General features: G+C 30.7%; 21 protein-coding genes. 13 read left to right on the forward strand and 8 right to left on the reverse strand.

Going from position 1 to position 21,424, the window contains the following annotated elements:
* From mnhA2 to SAMSHR1132_RS03035, 8 genes are all read left to right on the forward strand, one after another.
* On the forward strand, positions 1-2,403 hold the full coding sequence (gene mnhA2, locus SAMSHR1132_RS03000) for a Na+/H+ antiporter Mnh2 subunit A (protein WP_000060791.1): 2,403 nt from the start codon (positions 1-3) through the stop codon (positions 2,401-2,403).
* Entirely contained in the window at positions 2,390-2,815 is a 426-nt protein-coding gene (mnhB2, locus tag SAMSHR1132_RS03005; protein ID WP_000661903.1) for a Na+/H+ antiporter Mnh2 subunit B, read from the forward strand. Before mnhA2 ends, mnhB2 begins: the two co-directional genes overlap by 14 nt.
* Positions 2,812-3,156: a Na+/H+ antiporter Mnh2 subunit C gene (mnhC2, locus tag SAMSHR1132_RS03010; RefSeq protein WP_001048984.1), complete on the forward strand. Its 345-nt coding sequence runs from the start codon at positions 2,812-2,814 to the stop codon at positions 3,154-3,156. Before mnhB2 ends, mnhC2 begins: the two co-directional genes overlap by 4 nt.
* Entirely contained in the window at positions 3,146-4,642 is a 1,497-nt protein-coding gene (gene mnhD2 / locus SAMSHR1132_RS03015) for a Na+/H+ antiporter Mnh2 subunit D (RefSeq protein ID WP_000950630.1), read from the forward strand. The genes mnhC2 and mnhD2 overlap by 11 nt, the downstream gene beginning before the upstream one ends.
* Positions 4,643-5,125, forward strand: coding sequence for a Na+/H+ antiporter Mnh2 subunit E (gene mnhE2, locus SAMSHR1132_RS03020; protein ID WP_001071974.1), 483 nt, complete (start codon positions 4,643-4,645; stop codon positions 5,123-5,125).
* Entirely contained in the window at positions 5,122-5,424 is a 303-nt protein-coding gene (mnhF2, locus tag SAMSHR1132_RS03025) for a Na+/H+ antiporter Mnh2 subunit F (protein WP_000616120.1), read from the forward strand. Before mnhE2 ends, mnhF2 begins: the two co-directional genes overlap by 4 nt.
* Complete coding sequence (gene mnhG2, locus SAMSHR1132_RS03030) at positions 5,399-5,839, forward strand: Na+/H+ antiporter Mnh2 subunit G (protein WP_000406610.1); 441 nt, start codon at positions 5,399-5,401, stop codon at positions 5,837-5,839. The genes mnhF2 and mnhG2 overlap by 26 nt, the downstream gene beginning before the upstream one ends.
* Before the next feature lie 331 nt (positions 5,840-6,170).
* Positions 6,171-8,213 (forward strand): cation:proton antiporter, encoded by a 2,043-nt coding sequence (locus SAMSHR1132_RS03035; protein ID WP_000402176.1) that lies wholly within the window; start codon positions 6,171-6,173, stop codon positions 8,211-8,213.
* Between the two features lie 93 nt (positions 8,214-8,306).
* Here SAMSHR1132_RS03035 and SAMSHR1132_RS03040 read toward each other — a convergent pair whose 3' ends face one another.
* From SAMSHR1132_RS03040 to SAMSHR1132_RS03065, 6 genes are all read right to left on the reverse strand, one after another.
* Positions 8,307-9,461 carry an MFS transporter gene (locus SAMSHR1132_RS03040; RefSeq protein WP_001285416.1) on the reverse strand — a complete coding sequence of 385 codons (1,155 nt, stop codon included), beginning with the start codon at positions 9,459-9,461 and terminating at the stop codon, positions 8,307-8,309.
* 3 nt (positions 9,462-9,464) lie between these two features.
* Complete coding sequence (locus tag SAMSHR1132_RS03045) at positions 9,465-10,106, reverse strand: HAD family hydrolase (RefSeq protein WP_000277595.1); 642 nt, start codon at positions 10,104-10,106, stop codon at positions 9,465-9,467.
* A 32-nt stretch (positions 10,107-10,138) separates the two neighbouring features.
* On the reverse strand, positions 10,139-11,131 hold the full coding sequence (locus SAMSHR1132_RS03050) for a YqcI/YcgG family protein (RefSeq protein WP_000464786.1): 993 nt from the start codon (positions 11,129-11,131) through the stop codon (positions 10,139-10,141).
* A 915-nt stretch (positions 11,132-12,046) separates the two neighbouring features.
* Positions 12,047-12,976, reverse strand: a complete 930-nt coding sequence (gene mntC, locus SAMSHR1132_RS03055; RefSeq protein ID WP_000733765.1) for a manganese ABC transporter substrate-binding lipoprotein MntC — start codon at positions 12,974-12,976, stop codon at positions 12,047-12,049.
* Positions 12,973-13,809, reverse strand: a complete 837-nt coding sequence (locus SAMSHR1132_RS03060; protein WP_000889254.1) for a metal ABC transporter permease — start codon at positions 13,807-13,809, stop codon at positions 12,973-12,975. The genes mntC and SAMSHR1132_RS03060 overlap by 4 nt, the downstream gene beginning before the upstream one ends.
* Positions 13,803-14,546, reverse strand: a complete 744-nt coding sequence (locus tag SAMSHR1132_RS03065; RefSeq protein WP_000894468.1) for a metal ABC transporter ATP-binding protein — start codon at positions 14,544-14,546, stop codon at positions 13,803-13,805. Before SAMSHR1132_RS03065 ends, SAMSHR1132_RS03060 begins: the two co-directional genes overlap by 7 nt.
* Positions 14,547-14,667: 121 nt before the next feature.
* Here SAMSHR1132_RS03065 and SAMSHR1132_RS03070 point away from each other — a divergent pair, with 121 nt between their 5' ends.
* A complete protein-coding gene (locus tag SAMSHR1132_RS03070; RefSeq protein ID WP_000954658.1) occupies positions 14,668-15,312 on the forward strand; it encodes a metal-dependent transcriptional regulator in 645 nt (214 codons plus the stop codon).
* Between the two features lie 74 nt (positions 15,313-15,386).
* Here the strand turns inward: SAMSHR1132_RS03070 and SAMSHR1132_RS03075 are convergent, their stop codons facing one another.
* Entirely contained in the window at positions 15,387-16,139 is a 753-nt protein-coding gene (locus SAMSHR1132_RS03075; protein ID WP_001108579.1) for a M50 family metallopeptidase, read from the reverse strand.
* Positions 16,140-16,375: 236 nt separating this feature from the next.
* Here SAMSHR1132_RS03075 and tarA point away from each other — a divergent pair, with 236 nt between their 5' ends.
* Positions 16,376-17,140, forward strand: a complete 765-nt coding sequence (gene tarA, locus SAMSHR1132_RS03080) for an N-acetylglucosaminyldiphosphoundecaprenol N-acetyl-beta-D-mannosaminyltransferase TarA (protein ID WP_000215397.1) — start codon at positions 16,376-16,378, stop codon at positions 17,138-17,140.
* 63 nt (positions 17,141-17,203) lie between these two features.
* Here tarA and tagH read toward each other — a convergent pair whose 3' ends face one another.
* The gene (gene tagH / locus SAMSHR1132_RS03085; RefSeq protein ID WP_001103230.1) at positions 17,204-17,998 is read right to left on the reverse strand and encodes a teichoic acids export ABC transporter ATP-binding subunit TagH; all 795 of its coding nucleotides are present in this window, start codon (positions 17,996-17,998) and stop codon (positions 17,204-17,206) included.
* A 346-nt stretch (positions 17,999-18,344) separates the two neighbouring features.
* Between tagH and tagG the strand changes: the two genes are divergently transcribed.
* The 3 genes from tagG to SAMSHR1132_RS03100 all read left to right on the forward strand — a co-directional run bounded on the left by tagG (position 18,345) and on the right by SAMSHR1132_RS03100 (position 21,420).
* Positions 18,345-19,157: a teichoic acids export ABC transporter permease subunit TagG gene (tagG, locus tag SAMSHR1132_RS03090; protein ID WP_001273061.1), complete on the forward strand. Its 813-nt coding sequence runs from the start codon at positions 18,345-18,347 to the stop codon at positions 19,155-19,157.
* Positions 19,158-19,255: 98 nt separating this feature from the next.
* Positions 19,256-20,356 (forward strand): teichoic acid glycerol-phosphate primase TarB, encoded by a 1,101-nt coding sequence (gene tarB, locus SAMSHR1132_RS03095; protein WP_042354780.1) that lies wholly within the window; start codon positions 19,256-19,258, stop codon positions 20,354-20,356.
* The gene (locus SAMSHR1132_RS03100) at positions 20,353-21,420 is read left to right on the forward strand and encodes a glycosyltransferase family 2 protein (RefSeq protein WP_001241204.1); all 1,068 of its coding nucleotides are present in this window, start codon (positions 20,353-20,355) and stop codon (positions 21,418-21,420) included. The genes tarB and SAMSHR1132_RS03100 overlap by 4 nt, the downstream gene beginning before the upstream one ends.
* Positions 21,421-21,424 lie beyond the last annotated feature (4 nt).

The following is a 21,424-nucleotide window of genomic DNA, read 5'->3' on the forward strand; positions in this document are numbered from 1 at the left end:
ATGAGTTTGGTTTATTTATTAATAGCCTTATTAGTTATTATGGCTATGATTTTAGTAACTGTTAGTCATCGTTCTTTGGCTAACTATGCAGGTTATATCGCGCTTATTGCACCTGTTATATCATCTTGTTACTTTTTAATTCAAATACCATCAGTGATTAAGCAAAAATATATGTCTGTCTTCATACCGTGGCTCACTACATTAGATATTAATTTAGAATTACGCTTAGATGGCTTGAGTTTAATGTTTGCACTTATTATTTCAATTATAGGAATGGCTGTTTTCTTCTACGCAACACAGTATTTATCCTCTCGAAAAGATAATTTACCAAGATTTTATTTTTATTTAACGCTATTCATGTTTAGTATGATTGGCATTGTGTTGTCTAATAATACGATATTGATGTATGTATTTTGGGAATTAACGAGCGTGTCATCATTTCTTTTAATCTCATATTGGTATAACAATGGTGAAAGTCAATTTGGTGCGTTGCAATCATTTATGATTACTGTATTTGGAGGATTAGCACTATTAATTGGTTTTATCATGTTATATATAGTGACTGGAACAAACACTATATCTGACATATTAGCTCAAGCAGATCATATTAAAAATCATGCCTTATTTATTCCAATGATTTTCATGTTCTTACTCGGAGCCTTTACAAAGTCTGCACAATTTCCGTTTCACATATGGTTACCTAAAGCTATGGCTGCACCAACACCAGTGAGTGCTTATTTACACTCTGCCACAATGGTTAAAGCAGGTATATTTTTATTACTTAGATTTACGCCAGTATTAGGGTTAAGTAATTTGTACATATATATTGTGACGATTGTTGGCTTAACTACAATGCTATTTGGATCGATAACAGCATTAAAGCAATGGGATTTAAAAGGAATTTTAGCTTATTCAACGATTAGTCAATTAGGAATGATTATGACTTTAGTTGGCATTGGTGGCGGTTTTGCTCAACATCCACATGATGAACTGACTACAATCTATTCATTTACCTTGTTTGCTGCGTTATTCCATTTAATGAATCATGCAATTTTTAAATGCGCACTATTTATGGGTGTGGGTATTTTAGATCATGAAGCAGGTTCTAGAGATATCAGAATTTTAAGTGGGATGCGTCATCTATTTCCAAAAATAAATATAGTCATGACAATTGCTGCTTTATCTATGGCAGGTGTACCATTTTTAAATGGATTTTTAAGTAAGGAAATGTTTTTAGATGTTTTAACACAAGCAGCTCAGTTACCTCAATTTAATTTCGTATTGATGATTATGTTAGTTATTGTCGGTGTTATTGCGAGCATATTTACTTTCACATATGCGCTTTACATGATTAAAGAAGTATTTTGGGGGAAATACGACACCTCAGTTTGTACTAAAAAAAATATACATGAACCATGGCCGTTTAGTATTCCATCAATCGTATTAACAGTACTAATACCTTTAATATTTTTTATTCCAAACATTTTTGGCCAAACAGTTATCGTTCCGGCATTAAGAGCAGTTTCTGGTGTCGGTCATCAAATTAATCAATTTGTACCACATGTATCACAATGGCATGGCTTTAATTTACCATTCTTATTAACGTTAATTATTATTTTAGTTGGACTGGTAATGGCATTAAAAGTTGACTGGACAAGTATTATACCTGGAAAAATAAGACAGATTTCAGTTTCAAAAGGATATGAACATGTTTATCGATATTTTGAAAAATTTGCTACGAAGACCTTTAAACGAATCATGCAAGATCGCTTAAATCAATATATTATCATTACTTTATCTATTTTTATGATGATTATCGGATATGGTTATATCCGTATAGGATTTCCTAAAGTGCATCAATTACATGTTTCTGAATTCGGGCCTATGGAAATTATTTTAGCAATTGTTACTGTCATCATTGGTATGTCGTTGATTTTTATTCGTCAAAGACTGACGATGGTAATTTTAAATGGTGTTATAGGTTTTGTTGTAACATTATTCTTTATTGTTATGAAGGCCCCTGATTTAGCTTTGACTCAACTTGTAGTTGAAACGATTACGACAATACTATTTATTGTTAGCTTTTCAAGGTTGCCAAACGTACCAAGGTCTAAAGCGAATATAACAAGAGAAACTATCAAAATTGTTGTATCTTTGCTGATGGCAATTATAGTTGTATCACTTATTTTTATTGCTCAACAAGCAGATGGACTATCATCGATATCAGATTTTTACCATAAAGCTGATAAATTAACAGGTGGTAAAAATATTGTAAATGCCATACTTGGTGATTTTAGAGCATTAGATACTTTATTTGAAGGATTAGTATTGATTATTACTGGATTAGGTATTTACACATTATTAAATTATCAAGATCGGAGGGGACAAGATGAAAGAGAATGATGTTGTATTAAAAACTGTTACTAAACTAGTTGTATTTATATTATTGACTTTCGGATTCTATGTTTTCTTTGCCGGTCACAATAATCCAGGTGGCGGTTTTATTGGTGGATTGATATTTAGTTCAGCATTTATATTAATGTTTCTTGCATTTGATGTTGATGAAGTTTTAAAAAGTTTGCCAATTGATTTTAGAGTATTAATGATAGTTGGTGCATTGGTATCTTCTATGACAGCTATTATACCGGCATTTTTTGGTAAGCCGTTCTTATCTCAATATGAAACGACTTGGGCGCTTCCAATTTTAGGGAAAATCCATGTGTCCACAATAACGCTATTTGAATTAGGCATATTATTCTCTGTAGTTGGTGTTATTGTCACTGTAATGTTGTCACTTAGTGGAGGTAGGTCATGAATTTAATATTATTATTAGTTATTGGATTTTTAGTGTTTATTGGTACTTACATGATTTTATCTATTAATTTAATACGTATTGTCATTGGTATTTCAATTTACACGCATGCAGGCAATTTAATTATTATGAGCATGGGGACATACGGTTCTAATAAATCAGAGCCACTGATCACAAGCGGAAACCAATTATTTGTAGATCCATTACTACAAGCAATTGTACTTACTGCAATTGTTATTGGATTTGGTATGACTGCCTTTTTACTTGTACTTGTTTATAGAACGTATAGAGTAACGAAAGAAGATGAAATTGATGGTTTAAGGGGGGATGATGATGCTAAGTAATGTACTGATTTTACCGATGCTATTACCATTCCTATGTGCTTTGATTCTTGTGTTTTTAAAAAATAATGACAGTATATCTAAATATTTGTATCTAAGCACGATGACTGTTACAACATTGATTTCATTAATATTATTAATTTATGTTCAAAATCATCGACCGATTACATTAGATTTTGGTGGTTGGACGGCGCCGTTCGGCATACAATTTTTAGGAGACTCTTTAAGTTTAATCATGGTTACGACCGCTTCTTTTGTCATTACATTAATCATGGCATACGGATTTGGTCGTGGAGAACAGAGAGCAAATCGTTATCACTTACCATCTTTTATATTGTTTTTAAGTGTAGGTGTGATTGGATCATTTCTGACATCTGATTTATTTAATTTATATGTCATGTTTGAAATTATGTTACTCGCTTCATTTGTATTAATTACACTTGGACAATCTGTTGAGCAATTAAGGGCGGCTATTATCTACGTCGTATTAAACATTATCGGTTCGTGGTTATTTTTATTAGGAATAGGCTTGTTATATAAGACTGTAGGCACACTTAACTTTTCACATATTGCTTTACGCTTAAATGAAATGGGTGATAATAAAACAGTAACGATGATTTCGCTTATCTTCTTAGTCGCATTTAGTAGTAAAGCAGCACTTGTTTTATTTATGTGGTTACCTAAAGCATATGCAGTGCTAAATACTGAATTAGCAGCATTGTTTGCAGCTTTAATGACTAAAGTTGGTGCCTATGCATTGATTCGCTTCTTTACATTAATATTTGATCAACATAACAATTTGATACATCCGTTGATAGCTGTTATGGCTTCAATAACAATGATTATAGGAGCGATAGGAGTTTTAGCATATAAAGACATTAAAAAGATTGCAGCATACCAAGTCGTTATTTCAATAGGATTTATCATTTTGGGTTTAGGAACAAATACATTTGCAGGTATTAATGGTGCCATCTTTTATTTAGTAAACGATATTGTTGTAAAAACACTACTATTCTTTATTATTGGTAGCTTAGTTTATATAACTGGTTATCGTCAATATCAATATTTAAATGGCTTAGCTAAAAAAGAACCTTTCTTTGGTGTCGCATTTATTATAATGATATTTGCAATTGGTGGCGTGCCACCGTTTAGTGGATTCCCAGGAAAAGTACTTATTTTCCAAGGTGCATTGCAAAACGGCAATTATGTAGGACTAGGTTTGATGATTATTACAAGCTTAATTGCTATGTATAGTTTGTTTAGAATTTTATTCTATATGTATTTTGGAGATAAAGATGGCGAAGAAGTTCATTTTAAGAAGATACCGAGATATCGTAAAGGTATACTTAGTATTTTAGTCTTCGTTGTAATTGCTATTGGAATAGCTTCACCTATATTATTGAAAATTACAAATGATGCAACAGAACTTAATACAAATGACCAATTATATCATCAACTTGTTAATCCGCATTTGAAAGGAGAAGACTAAATGAATCAAATTGTTTTAAATATTATCATTGCATTCTTATGGGTGTTATTTCAAGATGAAGATCATTTTAAATTCTCGACTTTCTTTTCTGGATATCTGATTGGTTTAATTGTCATATATATATTACACAGATTTTTTAGTGATGATTTTTATGTTCGAAAAATATGGGTGGCAATCAAATTTGTAGGTGTTTATTTATATCAATTATTGACATCTAGTATCAGCACAATTAATTATATTCTTTTCAAAACTAAAGATATGAATCCAGGATTATTGTCTTATGAAACAAGGCTCTCAAGTGATTGGGCAATTACATTTTTAACCATATTAATTATCATTACACCTGGATCTACTGTTATAAGAATTTCTCAAGACTCTAAAAAGTTTTTTATTCATAGTATTGATGTATCTGAGAAGGAAAAAGAAAGCTTAGTTAGAAGTATTAAGCATTATGAAGACTTAATATTGGAGGTGTCGCGATGATTCAGTCAATAACACATATGATGATAATTAGTGCGCTTATTATTTTTGGTATCGCATTTATCGTTTGTTTATTTAGACTAATAAAAGGTCCGACAACAGCAGATCGAGTAGTTACATTTGATACTACAAGTGCAGTCGTTATGTCAATCGTTGGAGTGTTAAGTGTATTGATGGGTACGGTATCCTTTCTAGATTCCATCATGCTAATCGCCATAATATCATTTGTAAGTTCTGTTTCGATTTCTAGATTTATTGGCGGGGGGTATGTGTTTAATGGAAATAACAAAAGAGATCTTTAGTCTTATTGCTGCTATGATGCTTTTGTTAGGTAGTATTATTGCGCTTATTAGTGCAATTGGAATTGTTAAATTCCAAGATGTATTCTTAAGGAGTCATGCTGCTACTAAAAGTTCAACATTGTCTGTATTGCTTACTTTAATAGGTGTACTTATTTATTTTATTGTGAATACAGGTTTTTTCAGCGTACGGTTGATACTATCTCTTGTTTTTATAAATTTAACTTCACCAGTAGGCATGCATTTAGTAGCTCGAGCCGCATATCGAAATGGGGCTTACATGTATAGAAAAAATGATGACCAAACACACACTTCATTACTATTAAGTTCTAATGAACAAAATTCTAGCGAAGCATTGAAAGCCCGGGCACAAAAAAGAGAAGCCCATCGAAAATCTTGGTACCAGAAAGACCGATGACTATAGTGAAAAGATTGGTAATCCCACTTATTATATTAAAATAAATAATCAAATGAGCACTTTGAGACATGTAATGTTTTGTCGAAGTGCTCATTTTGTTAATTAATCGCTGGTAACGATACGATACACAAAAGCAAGATGTTTATTTATTCAAACAATTAGTGATAAAATAAAATTAAATAATTGCAAATTTGAGTACTGCAATCGTAGAGCAAAATCTATATTAAGGTACTTTCGTGGTCGTTAATTAAATTTATCCTCAAAAGTATTATTACAACGAGATGTGATACTTAATTTTCAATTAAACAATACTTTTTAGAGAGGTGAAAGTTTGGAAATATTTGAAACAATACTTATATTTATAGCTGTTGTGATACTAAGTTCTTTCGTCCATACTTTCATACCTAAAGTACCCCTAGCATTTATACAAATTTTCTTGGGCATGTTACTATTTATTACCCCAATCCCTGTTCAATTTAATTTTGATTCTGAATTATTTATGGTAACAATGATCGCGCCTTTGTTATTTGTAGAAGGTGTTAATGTATCTAGAGTACATTTGAGAAAGTACATTAAACCAGTAATGATGATGGCATTAGGTTTAGTAATCACTACTGTTATAGGTGTTGGCTTATTTATACATTGGATATGGCCGGACTTACCTATTGGGGCAGCATTTGCAATTGCAGCAATACTTTGTCCTACCGATGCAGTAGCTGTACAAGCAATCACTAAAGGAAAAGTATTGCCAAAAGGCGCAATGACTATCCTTGAAGGTGAATCATTATTAAACGATGCCGCTGGTATCATTTCTTTTAAAATAGCTGTTGGCGTATTAGTAACAGGTGCATTTTCACTTGTAGATGCAGTGCAGTTATTTTTAGTTGCATCATTAGGTGGTGCAGTCGTTGGTTTGCTTATAGGTATGGCATTAGTAAGATTCCGATTGACATTGATGCGTCGGGGATATGAAAACATTAATATGTTTACGATAATTCAATTGTTAACACCGTTCGTTACATATTTAATTGCTGAATTATTCCATGCATCAGGTATCATTGCAGCAGTAGTTGCTGGTCTAGTCCATGGATTTGAACGAGATAGAATTATGCAAGTACGTACACAATTACAAATGAGTTACAATCATACATGGAATATTTTAGGCTATGTTTTGAATGGCTTTGTCTTTTCAATACTAGGTTTTTTAGTTCCTGAAGTTGTCATTAAAATTATTAAAACAGAACCACACAATTTGATCTTTTTAATTGGTATAACAATTGTTGTTGCATTAGCCGTATACTTATTTAGATTTGTTTGGGTTTATGTCTTATATCCATATTTTTATTTAGCCATCAGTCCATTCCAAAAAATGATGTCTAAAAATGATGATGATAATCCGACGACTGAGAAGCCACCGAAGCGCAGTTTATATGCTTTAATTATGACTTTATGTGGTGTGCATGGAACAATTTCTTTAGCAATCGCACTAACGTTGCCGTATTTTTTAGCAGGACATCATGCGTTTACGTATAGAAATGACTTATTATTTATAGCATCAGGCATGGTAATTATTAGTTTAGTAGTTGCTCAAGTCTTGTTACCAATGTTAACAAAACCAGCACCTAAAACTGTTATTGGCAATATGTCGTTTAAAGTCGCTAGAATTTATATACTTGAACATGTTATTGACTACTTAAATCAGAAATCAACATTTGAAACGAGTTATAAATATGGCAATGTCATTAAAGAGTATCATGATAAGTTAGCATTTTTAAAAACAGTAGAAAAAGATGATGAAAACTCAAAAGAATTAGAACGATTGCAAAAAATCGCATTTAATGTTGAAACGAAAACACTAGAATCCTTAGTAGATGAAGGACAAATTACAAATAGTGTGCTTGAAAACTATATGCGTTATGCAGAACGAACGCAGGTATATAGACAGGCATCTTTAATTAGAAGAATGATAGTGTTATTACGTGGTGCATTATTGAAACGACGAGTTCAAACGAAAGTCAACTCTGCTTCTTCGTTAAGTGTTACGGATAACTTAATGGAATTAAATAAAATCAATAAGTTAGTTCATTATAATGTTGTAAGTCGATTATCTAAAGAGACGACTAAAGATAATACACTTGAAGTAGGGATGGTTTGTGATGGTTATTTAATGAGGATTGAAAATTTAACACCATCTAATTTCTTTAACTCAGCAAGTGAAGATACGATCACTAAAATTAAATTAAATGCTTTAAGAGAACAACGTCGCATTTTACGTGAATTAATTGATACAGATGAAGTATCTGAAGGAACTGCTTTGAAATTAAGAGAGGCAATCAATTACGATGAAATGGTTATTGTAGATAGCATGACATAGTTGAAAAAAGAGCATGATGAAAAATTATTTTATTTTTCATCATGCTCTTTTGATATGAATTATGTTTACACGATATAACTTGTTTATGAATAGTTACTTAGTAGTTGTTTCGCTATGAACAGCTATTTTTAATAAGATGGATGAAAGCATTGCCAATAAAATAGCAACAACAATTGATAAGTTAAACTGATTATCGATAGAGAATAATATACCACCAATTAATGATCCTAATCCGATTCCTAAATTTAATATTGAAATATCATAGCTCAATATTTGACTTGGATCACCTTTTAAAAACTTAAGTAAAGCATATTGGACTGTTGGATTTGTTCCCCAATGAAATAAATTCCATGTAAAGATAGATAAAATTAAAAGTATGACATTTTGTCCAGTCAATAAGATAACCATAATCGAAATAACATAGACAATTATAATGATATTTCCAGCAATCCTATATCCTTTCTTTTCAGCTAAATTATTTCCTAATTTTGAACCTAAAACACCTGCAACACCTGAGAAAAATAAACATAAACTTACTATCCAGATGCTATGGCCTTTACTTTTTACTAAAGGCTCAATATATGTAAACAACATGCTATTAGAAATCATCATGATTAATAAAAAGCTCAACATGATTAATGTGCCTTTTATATTTACTAATTGGTATTTAGATTGATTAGTAACACTATAGTGTGATTTATTCGGGATAAATAGCATCACACCTAGTAGACATAAAAAAGTAATGACCGCAATGATATAAAAAGGAATTTTCCAATTGTAATGGGAAGCAATTAATGTACCTATGGGTATACCTAGTATATTTGCTGCGCTAAAGCCTACGTATATGTTAGCGATAACCGATGCTTTGTATTCTTCTGGAACAATATTTGCACCAGTAGACATGAGTTTTACTGTGATTAATGAAGCAATGCCAGCCATGATTATTCTAACTAGACATAGAAGGAAATAATTAGTCATTACAGTTGTGAGTAAGCTGAAAATAATAAAGAGTAACAAACAGGTTACTAATAATTTTTTGTCATTAATATTACTAGTCATTTTTGTTAGGATAGGGCTGAGAATTGAAAATGCAACAGCATATAAAGTTACTAGCTGACCTATTAAAGCATTGCTAACATGAAATTCATTACTCATTTCATTTAACATTCCTACTACAATTAAATCTGAAACACCAACAATAAACATTGTAAAAAAGCCAATCAAAGTTACAATTTTAGTATCTGACATATATTACTCCTCAAAATTAAGTTCTTTAACATTATTAATTATAAAATTCGGATTTTCAGCTTTTAATACTTCAATACTATGACTTCCCCAAGTTACAGCACAAGAATCAATATCGGCATTTTTAGCCATTTTAATATCAAAAACGGCATCTCCAACATAAATAGTTTCTTTCTTCTGTAAATCATATTTTTGTAAAATATATATAATTCCATCAGGAGAAGGTTTATATTTCTTTACTTTATCTGAACCAATGACTTCAACAAATAGCTTAGCTACGCCTAATTTAGACAAGTTTCTTTCTAATACATTTGTTCTTTTACTAGAAACTACGAATAACTTATAGTTTTGATGAAGTGATTCTAGCTGTTCTTGCATGCCTTTATAAATTTTTAAATGATGTGCTTCAGTCTCTTTGTAATTTTCTCTAAACAATGTCATTAGTTCGGTGAGTTCTTTGTCATTCAATTTAATAGCACTCATTAAATTAAAAGACTCTTCAATCGGGATACCCATATAATATTCTATTTGTTCATCGCTAGGTATGTTCAAACCATAGTCGTTAAAAGCCTTTTTAGTAGCAATTAGACTACATGTTTTTGAATCAGCGATAGTACCATCAAAATCAAATATAATATTCTTATACAAAAGTCTACACCTCTCAAATTATTTGTCGTGTTTTATTTTAAATATCGTAAGGCAATTAAATCATTGATATAGTCAATTTTACAAATATTCTTATTGGTTTCATAACGATTATTAAATGTAGCTACTTTAATTTTATTTTTATATTTTTCAATATGACGTGGGTTATTAGTGATTAAGACATTATCTTTATTAATATCATTATTATTATGAGATTCTGTAAGTGTTGAAAAAGTTATGTTGTTATATAGTTGACTGAGATAATCGAGCTGTAAGGCATAGTCTATGATTATTCTTTGAGGTTTGAAAGGGGAGAATTTCCAAGGTTCATATGATGGGTCATCATTTTTATCTCCAATAAAGTATGATAATTTTGCAGGAGAAAATTCACCTGAACCTATAACTGGACCTAAACCAGAATGAACAGGACAACCATCATACTTTTCAGCTAGATTTCTAACTAATTTCTGTGCTTTAGCTTTTGTTTCAATATTTGAATTAAAATACTCATCAGATTTACTAAGCGTTTGCATAGCTAATGTAATAAAAGAACCTAAGTTTCTAGATTTTCTATGAGTATAACTACTTGAGCTGAAATTAATAAACCATAATTCATCTTTGAATTTAAAGGCATATTCATCAGTAAAGGGGTCATTATCAATACTATCATTCTTATTGCCATATAAATTTTTCATTGTGGAGAGCACTTGCCAAGCTAAAAATTGTTTCGCATGAATAGTCATATCACCAATTGGTTCAAAATATACTAATAAGCCAGAAATCCCTCGCTCATTCTTTTTCATTTTATCCAATTCATTTAAATATTGGTCAATATCGGTCGATAGCTCTTTAGGATTGTATGGATAGTTTAATGCAGAATAAAAATGTACTTCTTTTTTGTGACCTTGAACGCCAAATACACACGGAAAACCTTTAGATTCAATGACTTCTATAGATTTGTGAGTTTCGGTTTCTAACCATTTATAATCTTTAGGCAGCTGGTTTAAATTGTTTTGAAAAAAGAACATTCCATCACCTCAAAATAGTAGTGTACATTTGAATTATAAATGAAAATATAGAATATTCAAATAATGTTTATGTAAAGTTTTTTAAGAAAATAAAGTTAGTTATTTACATTTTATTTGATTGAATTATTATTATTATTATAGGATGATTTTTCAAGAGGTAAAAATTATTGATTAAAGGAAATAGGAGCATGAATAAAAAAATAGCCACACTCATATGACATCGGATGAGTGTGGCTTAAGGATCTATGGGGGGAGGAAACCATAGATGTTTACTTTGATAGGCCAGATTAAATATCAAAGTATGCGATTATTTATAGCTTGATGCAAAAGTGGTATGCCTACTAAAAGTTACTGCACATAACTTTTAGTATTCCGTTCAAAGGAAAGGGGCATACAATTGAACAATCTGTAATAGTACTTTTAACCAGCTATGCTAAAAGTCTAGTAGGGAGAACAGTTGTCCAATCACATAAGAACCTCAAACTTTGTTGCTACGATTAAGAAAAGCCTTTTTAAAGTTAGTATGTAATACAATTTATTCGCGCGTGTGAATCTCTTTAAAAGAGTGTGTAGGGAATGGCGTTACATAAATTGTATTAGAAGAACTTCTAACGCATCTCTGTGGTTAAAAGAGATGAAGGGAACGACAGTTTATTTAAACTGCATAAGAACTTCTAGCTTTTCTCTTAGAACTTCTAGCTTTTCTCTCTCGTTCAAAGAGAAGTTCTAATACCACCATATCGTGCGATCGGGAACGGTATATATATTAATAGGAGGGTAATATATATTTAACGCACGATATGGGACTATTAGTCTTCGACTTTGTTATGTTGATGTATGGCCTAAAATATTGGCAAAACCAATATTTTAGGTTGCATCAACATCAATTCATCATACTTCATTAAACTCAGCGTGTTATTTCATGCTTCCGTGTACAGTTTCAATGTTAGATTTCATCATTTTATAGTAAGAATCACCTTTAGTGCCTTCTTTACCAATTGAATCTGTGTACACTTCACCGAAGATATCTTTCTTCGTTTCTTCTGATAAACTTTCCATTGCTTTTTTATCAACACTTGTTTCAACTAATAAGTGTTTTAATTTATGTGCTTTTACAAACTCGATTGCTTGTCTCATTTGCTCTGGTGTACCTTGTTTTTCAGTGTTAATTTCCCAAATATAACCAGGTGTAATTCCATATTGTTTTGAGAAGTATTTAAATGCACCTTCACTTGTAATCATGGCACGTTGTTCTTTTGGAATATCATTAAATTTATCTTTACTATCATTATTTAACTTTTCCAATTGTGCAATGTACTTATTACCTTGTTTTTCATAATCTGCTTTATGTTTTTTGTCGTTATCGATAAATGTTTGTTGAATTGTTTTTACGTATTTAATACCGTTGTCTAAACTTAACCATGCGTGTGGGTCTTGTTTATCTTTGTTGCCTTCTTCACCGTTTAAATAGATAGGTTTAACATCTTTTGATACTGCGATAACTTTTTTATCTTTTAAAGATTTACCAGCTTGTTCTAAGGCTTTTTCAAACCAACCGTTACCTGTTTCTAAGTTTAAGCCGTTATATAAAATGACGTCAGCGTCAGTTAACTTTTTAATATCTTTAGGTTTAACTTCATATTCATGAGGATCTTGACCAACTGGGACAATACTATGAATATCGACGTTGTCTCCACCAACATTTTTAGCCATATCGTATAAAATTGAATTTGTCGTTACAACTTTTAGTTTGCCATTTGACTTATCACTACTTTGTTTACCACCAGTACCACATGCAGCTACTAGAAGTAAAAAGGCTAATAATAAAGGTATTAATTTTTTCATGTTAAACTTCCTCGTTTCTTTCTATTCGTAAATTTTGTAAAAAATAATGTGATGATATAAATTACAAATGTACAAAGTACAATTGTTGCACCACTAGGAATGTTGTAAATATAGCTATAATAAAGTCCGACAATTGAACTTATGACACTTATTAAACTCGCTATAATCATCATTGAATACAGTTTTTTACTTATTAAAAATGCTGTAGATGCAGGTGTAATTAATAAAGCAACTACAAGAATAATACCAACCGTTTGAATACTTGCGACTGTTACTAATGAAAGTAATAACATTACAAAGTAATGTAGCAGTGTAGTATTTAGACCACTCATTCTACTGAACGTTGGATCGAACGTAGAAATCATTAATGGTCGATAGAAAATAATGATCAATATAAGGACGATTGAACCAATCACAATTGTTGTTAAAAAAGCACTATTTGTGATTGCTAGTAAGTTACCAAATAAAATATGGTACAAATCTGTCGTTGTGTTTATTAAGCTTATAATAATAATCCCTGAAGCTAAGAAAGCGGTAAAACTAATTCCAATCGCGGCATCTGGTTTCGTTTTACTACTAGATGTGATATAACCGATAAAAATACTGGCAATCATACCAGTTACAAGTGCACCTACAAACATTGGAATACCAAATAAGAATGATAGGGCAACACCTGGCAATACAGCGTGACTCATTGCATCTCCCATTAACGAAAGACCTCGTAATACAATCAAACTACCAACTGTACCGCAAACAATCCCTACAATAATTGAAGTTATCAATGCTCGATTTAAGAATTGGTATGTAAATAAATGTTCGACAAACTCTAACATGTTATATTGCTCCTTTGACTAGGGTCACTACAGTCTGTACTACTCATAAAAGTTTCATTTAAGCGAGTGACACTCATAGCTTCTTCACTATCACCAAAGTATCGTAATGTTTGATTTAATAGAATAATGCGATCAAAGTATTGTTTTGCTTTTGATAAATCATGGTGGATAATCAGGATAAGTTTTCCTTGTTGTTTTAAATTTTCTATTTTTGTCATAATCAATTTTTCGCTACTAAAATCAATTCCTACAAACGGTTCGTCTAGAAAATATACTTCACTTTCGGACATCAATGCTCTCGCTACTAATACACGTTGTAACTGTCCACCACTTAATTCTGAAATTTGTCGATGACGTAAAGTTTCTAATTCCAAATCGCTTAATAACTGTTTAAGTTTATCCCTTGCTGATTTATTAGGTCGTCTAAACCATCCAATTTCTTTATAGCAACCTGATAAAATCACTTGTTCCACACTTATTGGAAAATCTAAATCAATATGTGCTTTTTGTGGAATATATGTAATGTGTTGCAGTTGTTGTTGTATAGGTTTGTTATATAACAATTTTGTACCGGTAGCGTTAAATTCGCCAATTAAAGATTTGATTAGCGAAGATTTACCAGCACCGTTTGGGCCCATGATACCAATGATTTCACCGCGAACTGGTATCGATAAAGAAATGTTTTTAAGTACATGCTTATTACCTAAAAACAAATTTAAATCTTTTGTTTCTAACAAACGTTTATACCTCCTAATTAAAAGTTTAGGCTAACCTAATTAATTGTATAATAAACTGAGAATATTTATCATGTCAAGTAAATTCGTGATATAATAAAGTGAATGTATGTGAGGTGAAAGTATGTTAACTGAAGAAAAAGAGGATTATTTAAAGGCAATTCTTACGAATAATGGCGATAAAAATTTTGTAACAAATAAAATCTTATCTCAATTTTTAAATATTAAGCCTCCATCTGTAAGTGAAATGGTAGGTCGTCTTGAAAAAGCTGGTTATGTCGAAACAAAACCATATAAAGGTGTTAGATTAACAGAAGATGGTTTAACGCATACACTTGATATTATTAAGAGACATCGACTATTAGAATTATTTTTAATAGAAATATTGAAATATAATTGGGAAGAAGTTCATCAAGAAGCAGAAATTTTAGAACATCGAATCTCAAATTTATTTGTAGAGAGATTAGATAGTCTATTAAATTTTCCTGAAACGTGTCCACATGGTGGAGTTATACCAAGAAATAATGAATATAAAGAGAAATATGTTACAACTATTTTAAATTATGAACCGGGTGATCTTGTAACTATCAAACGCGTGAGAGATAAAACGGATTTATTAGTGTACCTGTCTAGTAAAGATATATCGATAGGTAATGAAGTTGAAATCGTTTCTAAAGATGAAATGAATAAAGTGATTATTATTAAACGCAACGACAATGTTATAATTATTAGCTATGAAAATGCTATGAACATGTTCGCTGAAAAATAAAATAAAGAAGCCTTAAAGTTATACGTTAATGAACTAGTAGACATTGACGGATTATAATTTAAGGCTTCTTTTTATTAACTTATTAGATGAGTGTATTTAAGTAAAATATTTACTGCATAAAGATTAAAGATAATCCAAATTGTACTGTAAATAAAGATTGGAACATGACTAAGATCTTTAAGTGCACTTCCGTCCCATTGTGGGCTTGGACGCTGTATAGTTAATTTTGCAATTGTCCAACTAGATTGAAGGACTTCGCCTAGTAAAACACCTAATATAAATTGATAACTAATAGTGACAATCATTTGGATTGCTAATATATTGTCATCTTTTAATATAAAGTAAAGCATAATTGAAATTAATGTAATAACAATAATAGGTGAACCTTTTCTAGATGTTAATATTAGAAAATAGATAAATATCAATAAGTAGCTAAAAATAAATATACTAGGTATTTGATAGTGACTTGATGCTAAACCTATGAGCAACATCAATGGGGGCATTAAGTAACCACCTAGCGTTGTAAGCCATTGACCTGCTAAATGTCTGGATTGCGTAACAGCAAATCCTTGTTGTAGCGTTTGTTGCCGTTCTCTTGGGCTTGTAACAATAACTAAATCTTTTGCTCGTCCTCCAGCTATTTTATTAAATAGCACATGTCCAAACTCGTGTGTAAGCACAGGGATATAATTTAATATGATATCCAAATAATTCAATAAAGGTTTATGTCTAAAATGGTGGATGACGATATAGATTATTGCAACGAAAACAATAATGTATATATTTAGTTCTGTTGTTGTATTAAGAAAATTTGTTAAGTAATTCATTGTGTAACCTCATATAAGATTATAGATTAGAAATTCATGCTCTCTTATTATAAAGGAAAATGTCATAATTGGCGTTAGACTTTAGACTTACGTTAGTTAAACTAATTTTAATTTTTGTGAAGGAAATAATGTGTTAAAATAAAGCAAAATCATTTCGATATAAATGGGATAAGTATGATTCTTGTTAATTTTAATTACACTAATATAATAATGATAAAAGATAGGAGATTCCTTTTATGACTGTTGAAGAAACAAGCAACACATCTAAAGTTGATATTTTAGGGGTCAATTTTGATAATACAACAATGTTACAGATGGTCGAAAACATTAAAACATTTTTTGCGCATCAATCAACAAATAATCTTTTTATAGTGACAGCTAACCCTGAAATAGTTAATTATGCAACAACACATCAAGCATATTTAGAATTAATTAATCGAGCAAGTTATATTGTTGCCGATGGAACAGGTGTAGTAAAAGCCTCACATCGCTTGAATCGTTCATTATCTCAACGTATACCAGGTATTGAGTTGATGGATGAATGTTTAAAAATTGCACATGTAAATCATCAAAAAGTATTTTTACTTGGGGCAACAAATGAAATTGTTGAAGCGGCGCAATATGCATTGCAACAAAGATACCCAAATATTACGTTTGCACATCATCATGGATATATTGATTTAGAAGATGAAACTGTGGTTAAGCGCATTGAATTATTTAAACCAGATTATATATTTGTAGGTATGGGATTCCCTAAACAAGAAGAGTGGATTATGACACATGAACAACAATTTGTTTCTACTGTTATGATGGGAGTTGGTGGTTCTTTAGAAGTATTTGCAGGAGCTAAAAAGAGAGCACCATTTATCTTCAGAAAATTAAACATTGAGTGGGTGTACCGAGCATTAATTGATTGGAAACGAATTGGTAGACTTAAGAGCATTCCAATATTTATGTATAAAATAGCAAAGATAAAAAGAAAAAATAAAAAGTCAAAATAAGATTGGAATATAAAAAATAAACCGAGAATTACCTAGAGAAGAGGTGGATTCTCGGTTTGTTTTCTATTTAATAACAAAGCGTGATTCATCAAGTTTGTTTCTAAAATCTTTTTGTTCAGCTTTTGATTTCTTTTTAAAGTCATTTAAGAAAGCTTCGTATTTAGGTAAAACATCATCAAGTTCACCATAATCTTTTAATTTACCGCCTTCAATCCACGCTATCTTTGTACAGAATTGTCTAACTTGGCCTAAATTATGACTAACAAAGAAAATGGTTTTATTTTGTTCCTTAAATTCGTATATTTTATCTAAACATTTTTGAGCAAACGTTTGGTCACCAACAGACAAAGCTTCGTCAATGACTAGGATATCTGGGTTTACTGTAATATTAATCGAGAATCCAAGCTTTGCACGCATACCACTTGAATACTTTTTAACTGGTTGATAAATGAACTCACCTAGTTCACTAAATTCGATAATCTTAGGTGTCATTGCTTTGATTTCTTTGCGTTTAAACCCCATGCATAACATTTTAAATTCAATATTTTCAATACCTGTTAATTGTCCGCTTAATCCAGCGCTAATGGCAATTACGCTTACTTCGCCGTTACGGTCAACTTTTCCAACGGTAGGTGATAATGATCCACCTATAATATTGCTTAGCGTTGATTTACCAGATCCATTTATGCCAACGAGCCCAATCACATCACCTTCGTATGCTTTTAAGCTAATATCGTCTAAAGCGAAAAATGTTTTATTTTTATGTTTGGGAATAAGTGCATCTTTCATACGTTCTTTATTCGTACGATAGATACGATATTCTTTTGTTACATTTTTAATGTTTACCGAAACGTTCATTTGTAGACCTTCCTTATTCACATTTATCTAGATTATAATATACTACTCAACAGTTGTTAAATTTTAAAACCTGTTGTAAAGTGTATAGAAGATTTTGTTATTATCAAAGTTGGTAATATGACACAAAGTTTTAATCATTAGTGACAACAATGATATTTAAAAACTAAACTTATTTCAACTTACATGATTGTATACTATAATGTACTTGTAATAAACTAATATCTTAAAGAACTAGACAATAATTTTGATAACACCAATGTATAGTGATAGTATTTACAACAATTATTATAATACTATTAAGTTAAGTAGAGAAATAGTTAAACATTTGAAAGTGTGGTTTAATGGAATGTCAGCAATAGGAACAGTTTTTAAAGAACACGTAAAGAACTTTTATTTAATTCAAAGACTGGCGCAATTTCAAGTTAAAATTATCAATCATAGTAACTATTTAGGTGTAGCGTGGGAATTAATAAACCCAGTTATGCAAATTATGGTTTACTGGATGGTTTTTGGATTAGGAATAAGAAGTAATGCACCGATTCATGGCGTACCTTTTGTATATTGGTTATTGGTTGGTATTAGTATGTGGTTCTTCATCAACCAAGGTATTTTAGAGGGAACAAAAGCTATTACGCAAAAGTTTAATCAAGTTTCGAAAATGAATTTCCCTTTATCAATTATACCTACATATATTGTTACAAGTAGATTTTATGGACATTTAGGTTTGCTTTTACTTGTTATCATCGCATGTATGTTTACAGGTATTTATCCATCAATACATATCATTCAATTATTGATATATGTACCGTTTTGTTTTTTCTTAACTGCTTCAGTGACGTTATTAACATCAACACTAGGTGTGTTAGTTAGAGATACGCAAATGTTAATGCAAGCGATATTAAGAATATTATTTTACTTTTCACCAATTTTATGGCTACCGAAAAACCATGGTATAAGTGGTGTAATTCATGAAATTATGAAATACAATCCGGTTTATTTCATTGCTGAGTCATACCGTGCTGCGATTTTATATCACGAATGGTACTTTATGGATCACTGGAAATTAATGTTGTACAATTTCGGTATTGTTGCCATTTTCTTCGCGATTGGTTCATATTTACACATGAAATATAGAGATCAATTTGCAGATTTCTTATAAAATGAATACAAGATGATACCCTACTAACCATTAATAAATGGAAGTGGGGTACATTTTTGTTTATAATTTAATAAAATAACATATTAAGTTGGTGTATTATGAACGTTTTAATAAAGAGATTGTATCATTTGCTAATTCGATTGCTATGTAAAATAATTTCGACTCAAAAGAGTAATAAACCGCATATTGTTTTCATGATGACTTTTCCAGAAGATATTTTACCTATCATTAAGTCTTTAAATACATCGTTGTATGATGTAACTGTTTTAACAGCACCAAAAAATAAATTTCATTTATCGGCAATTAATAATCTTAATGTTGTAGAAATGTCAAATAAGACTCTAGTAAAACAAATTAAAGCTTTAAAAAGCGCACAACTCATAATTATCGACAACTACTACTTGCTATTAGGTGGATATAAAAAAGCGCCACACCAACGTGTCATTCAAACATGGCATGCAAGTGGCGCATTGAAAAATTTTGGTTTAACTGATAATCAGGTAGATCTATCTAATAAAGCGATGATCCAACAATATCGTCAAGTTTATCAAGCAACGGATTTCTACTTAGTAGGCAGTCCGTATATGGCGCATTGTTTTAAACAGTCTTTAGCTGCACGTGATGATCAAATGCTATATTTTGGTATTCCAAGAATTAACAAATATTTTACAGTAGATAGAGAAGCGATAAAAACACAATTGAAAGAACAATATGGAATAAAGAATAAACTAGCATTATATGTTCCAACGTATAGAGAAGATAGTGCGGATAATAGGGAGATAAATAAAACGTATTTTGAAAATGAACTTCCAGGATATACCTTATTGAATAAATTACACCCATCGATTGAAGTTTCAGAAAGTGATCAATTGACCTCAATTGATACGTCTACGCTTATGCTGATGGCAGATTTAATCATTAGTGACTATAGTTCGTTACCAATTGAAGCAAGTTTGTTAAATATTCCAACTATTTTTTATGTGTACGATGAATCAACATATGATAAAGTAAGAGGCTTAAATAAATATTATTTTGGCATACCTGAAAACTATAAAGTATATTCTGAGGCCGATTTAATTACTGCGATTAAAGCAAATAAGCATACGTTGAAACCGTTATTTAAAGATTGGCATATTTATAATACTGAACATAGTTTTCCTCAATTGTTAGAATATATAGATAAGATGGTGACAAAATGAGATTAACGATAATCATACCAACATTAAATAATGAAACAACGATTCGACAATTGTTGGTATCAATCGATAGTAAAGAGCATTACCGTTTCTTGTGCATTGATGGGGGATCTACAGATCAAACAATACCCTTAATTGAAAAATTACAAAAAGAATTAAAGCATATTACATTAATCCAATTACAAAATGCTTCAAAAGCAAGTTGTATTAATAAAGGCATAAAAGAAATTGAAATAACTGAAGGACATTATAGTGACGCTTTTATTGTTTTAAATCCAACCTCAATCTTATTACCTAATAAATTAGACTTGTTAACTTCAACTTTTAAAAATAATGAGAATATTGATATAGTTATAGGGCAAAGAGCAATTGATTATCATGGAGAATGGAAATTAAATGATATTGACAGTTATATTAAAAATAATCATATAGTTACTTTGCCACAACAACCTGAGTTATTATCATCTTTGACATTCGATAATAAATTATTAAGTGTAAAATTTGCTGATTTACGTTGTGATGAAAGTGTTGAAAATGTTTATAACCATGAGATGCTTGTTAAAGCATTACAAAAGGCTACGGATATTCAATTAGTAAGCCAACTTGTTATTGGTGATAATCAAGTGAATGAAGCGGATTTTAATAATACTATAGAGCTTTATCAATATTCGAAGGAAATAATGTCAGTAAGACAGCGTGTCATGGAAATGTTGTTATTACTTGAACAAAGATTGATTTATAGTGATTTGGTTGATCGACAATTATTTAATGCACATTTAAAACGATACTTATTGTTACATCCAGAGATGACGGAAACAATGATTTCATTAGTTAGTGACTACATCATGTCAATGCAACATTCAGATTATTTATCACACAATATGTTTGAAATAATAAATACTGTAGAATTTTTAGGTGTTAATTGGAATAAAGAAACTTATGAAAAGTGGCGTGAAATGTTAATTCAAGTAGGGATTAATAGACCTAGATATAGAAAGTTTTTAATACAACTTAAAGGGAGAAAGATTGTTCATCAAACAAAATCAATTTTAAAAATACTAAATTAAAATT

Origin of the sequence: Staphylococcus argenteus, assembly GCF_000236925.1 — a bacterium.
Taxonomy (GTDB): domain Bacteria; phylum Bacillota; class Bacilli; order Staphylococcales; family Staphylococcaceae; genus Staphylococcus; species Staphylococcus argenteus.

Coding starts and splice junctions, on each gene's coding strand:
- SAMSHR1132_RS03050 (WP_000464786.1), bottom strand. CDS start 11,131: ATGTTCTTTTTTCAAAACAATTTAAACCAGCTGCCTAAAGATTATAAA.
- tarA (WP_000215397.1), top strand. CDS start 16,376: ATGACTGTTGAAGAAACAAGCAACACATCTAAAGTTGATATTTTAGGG.
- tagH (WP_001103230.1), bottom strand. CDS start 17,998: ATGAACGTTTCGGTAAACATTAAAAATGTAACAAAAGAATATCGTATC.
- mnhA2 (WP_000060791.1), top strand. CDS start 1: ATGAGTTTGGTTTATTTATTAATAGCCTTATTAGTTATTATGGCTATG.
- SAMSHR1132_RS03060 (WP_000889254.1), bottom strand. CDS start 13,809: ATGTTAGAGTTTGTCGAACATTTATTTACATACCAATTCTTAAATCGA.
- SAMSHR1132_RS03070 (WP_000954658.1), top strand. CDS start 14,668: ATGTTAACTGAAGAAAAAGAGGATTATTTAAAGGCAATTCTTACGAAT.
- mnhG2 (WP_000406610.1), top strand. CDS start 5,399: ATGGAAATAACAAAAGAGATCTTTAGTCTTATTGCTGCTATGATGCTT.
- mnhD2 (WP_000950630.1), top strand. CDS start 3,146: ATGCTAAGTAATGTACTGATTTTACCGATGCTATTACCATTCCTATGT.
- SAMSHR1132_RS03100 (WP_001241204.1), top strand. CDS start 20,353: ATGAGATTAACGATAATCATACCAACATTAAATAATGAAACAACGATT.
- mntC (WP_000733765.1), bottom strand. CDS start 12,976: ATGAAAAAATTAATACCTTTATTATTAGCCTTTTTACTTCTAGTAGCT.
- mnhE2 (WP_001071974.1), top strand. CDS start 4,643: ATGAATCAAATTGTTTTAAATATTATCATTGCATTCTTATGGGTGTTA.
- mnhF2 (WP_000616120.1), top strand. CDS start 5,122: ATGATTCAGTCAATAACACATATGATGATAATTAGTGCGCTTATTATT.
- tagG (WP_001273061.1), top strand. CDS start 18,345: ATGTCAGCAATAGGAACAGTTTTTAAAGAACACGTAAAGAACTTTTAT.
- SAMSHR1132_RS03075 (WP_001108579.1), bottom strand. CDS start 16,139: ATGAATTACTTAACAAATTTTCTTAATACAACAACAGAACTAAATATA.
- tarB (WP_042354780.1), top strand. CDS start 19,256: ATGAACGTTTTAATAAAGAGATTGTATCATTTGCTAATTCGATTGCTA.
- mnhB2 (WP_000661903.1), top strand. CDS start 2,390: ATGAAAGAGAATGATGTTGTATTAAAAACTGTTACTAAACTAGTTGTA.
- SAMSHR1132_RS03040 (WP_001285416.1), bottom strand. CDS start 9,461: ATGTCAGATACTAAAATTGTAACTTTGATTGGCTTTTTTACAATGTTT.
- mnhC2 (WP_001048984.1), top strand. CDS start 2,812: ATGAATTTAATATTATTATTAGTTATTGGATTTTTAGTGTTTATTGGT.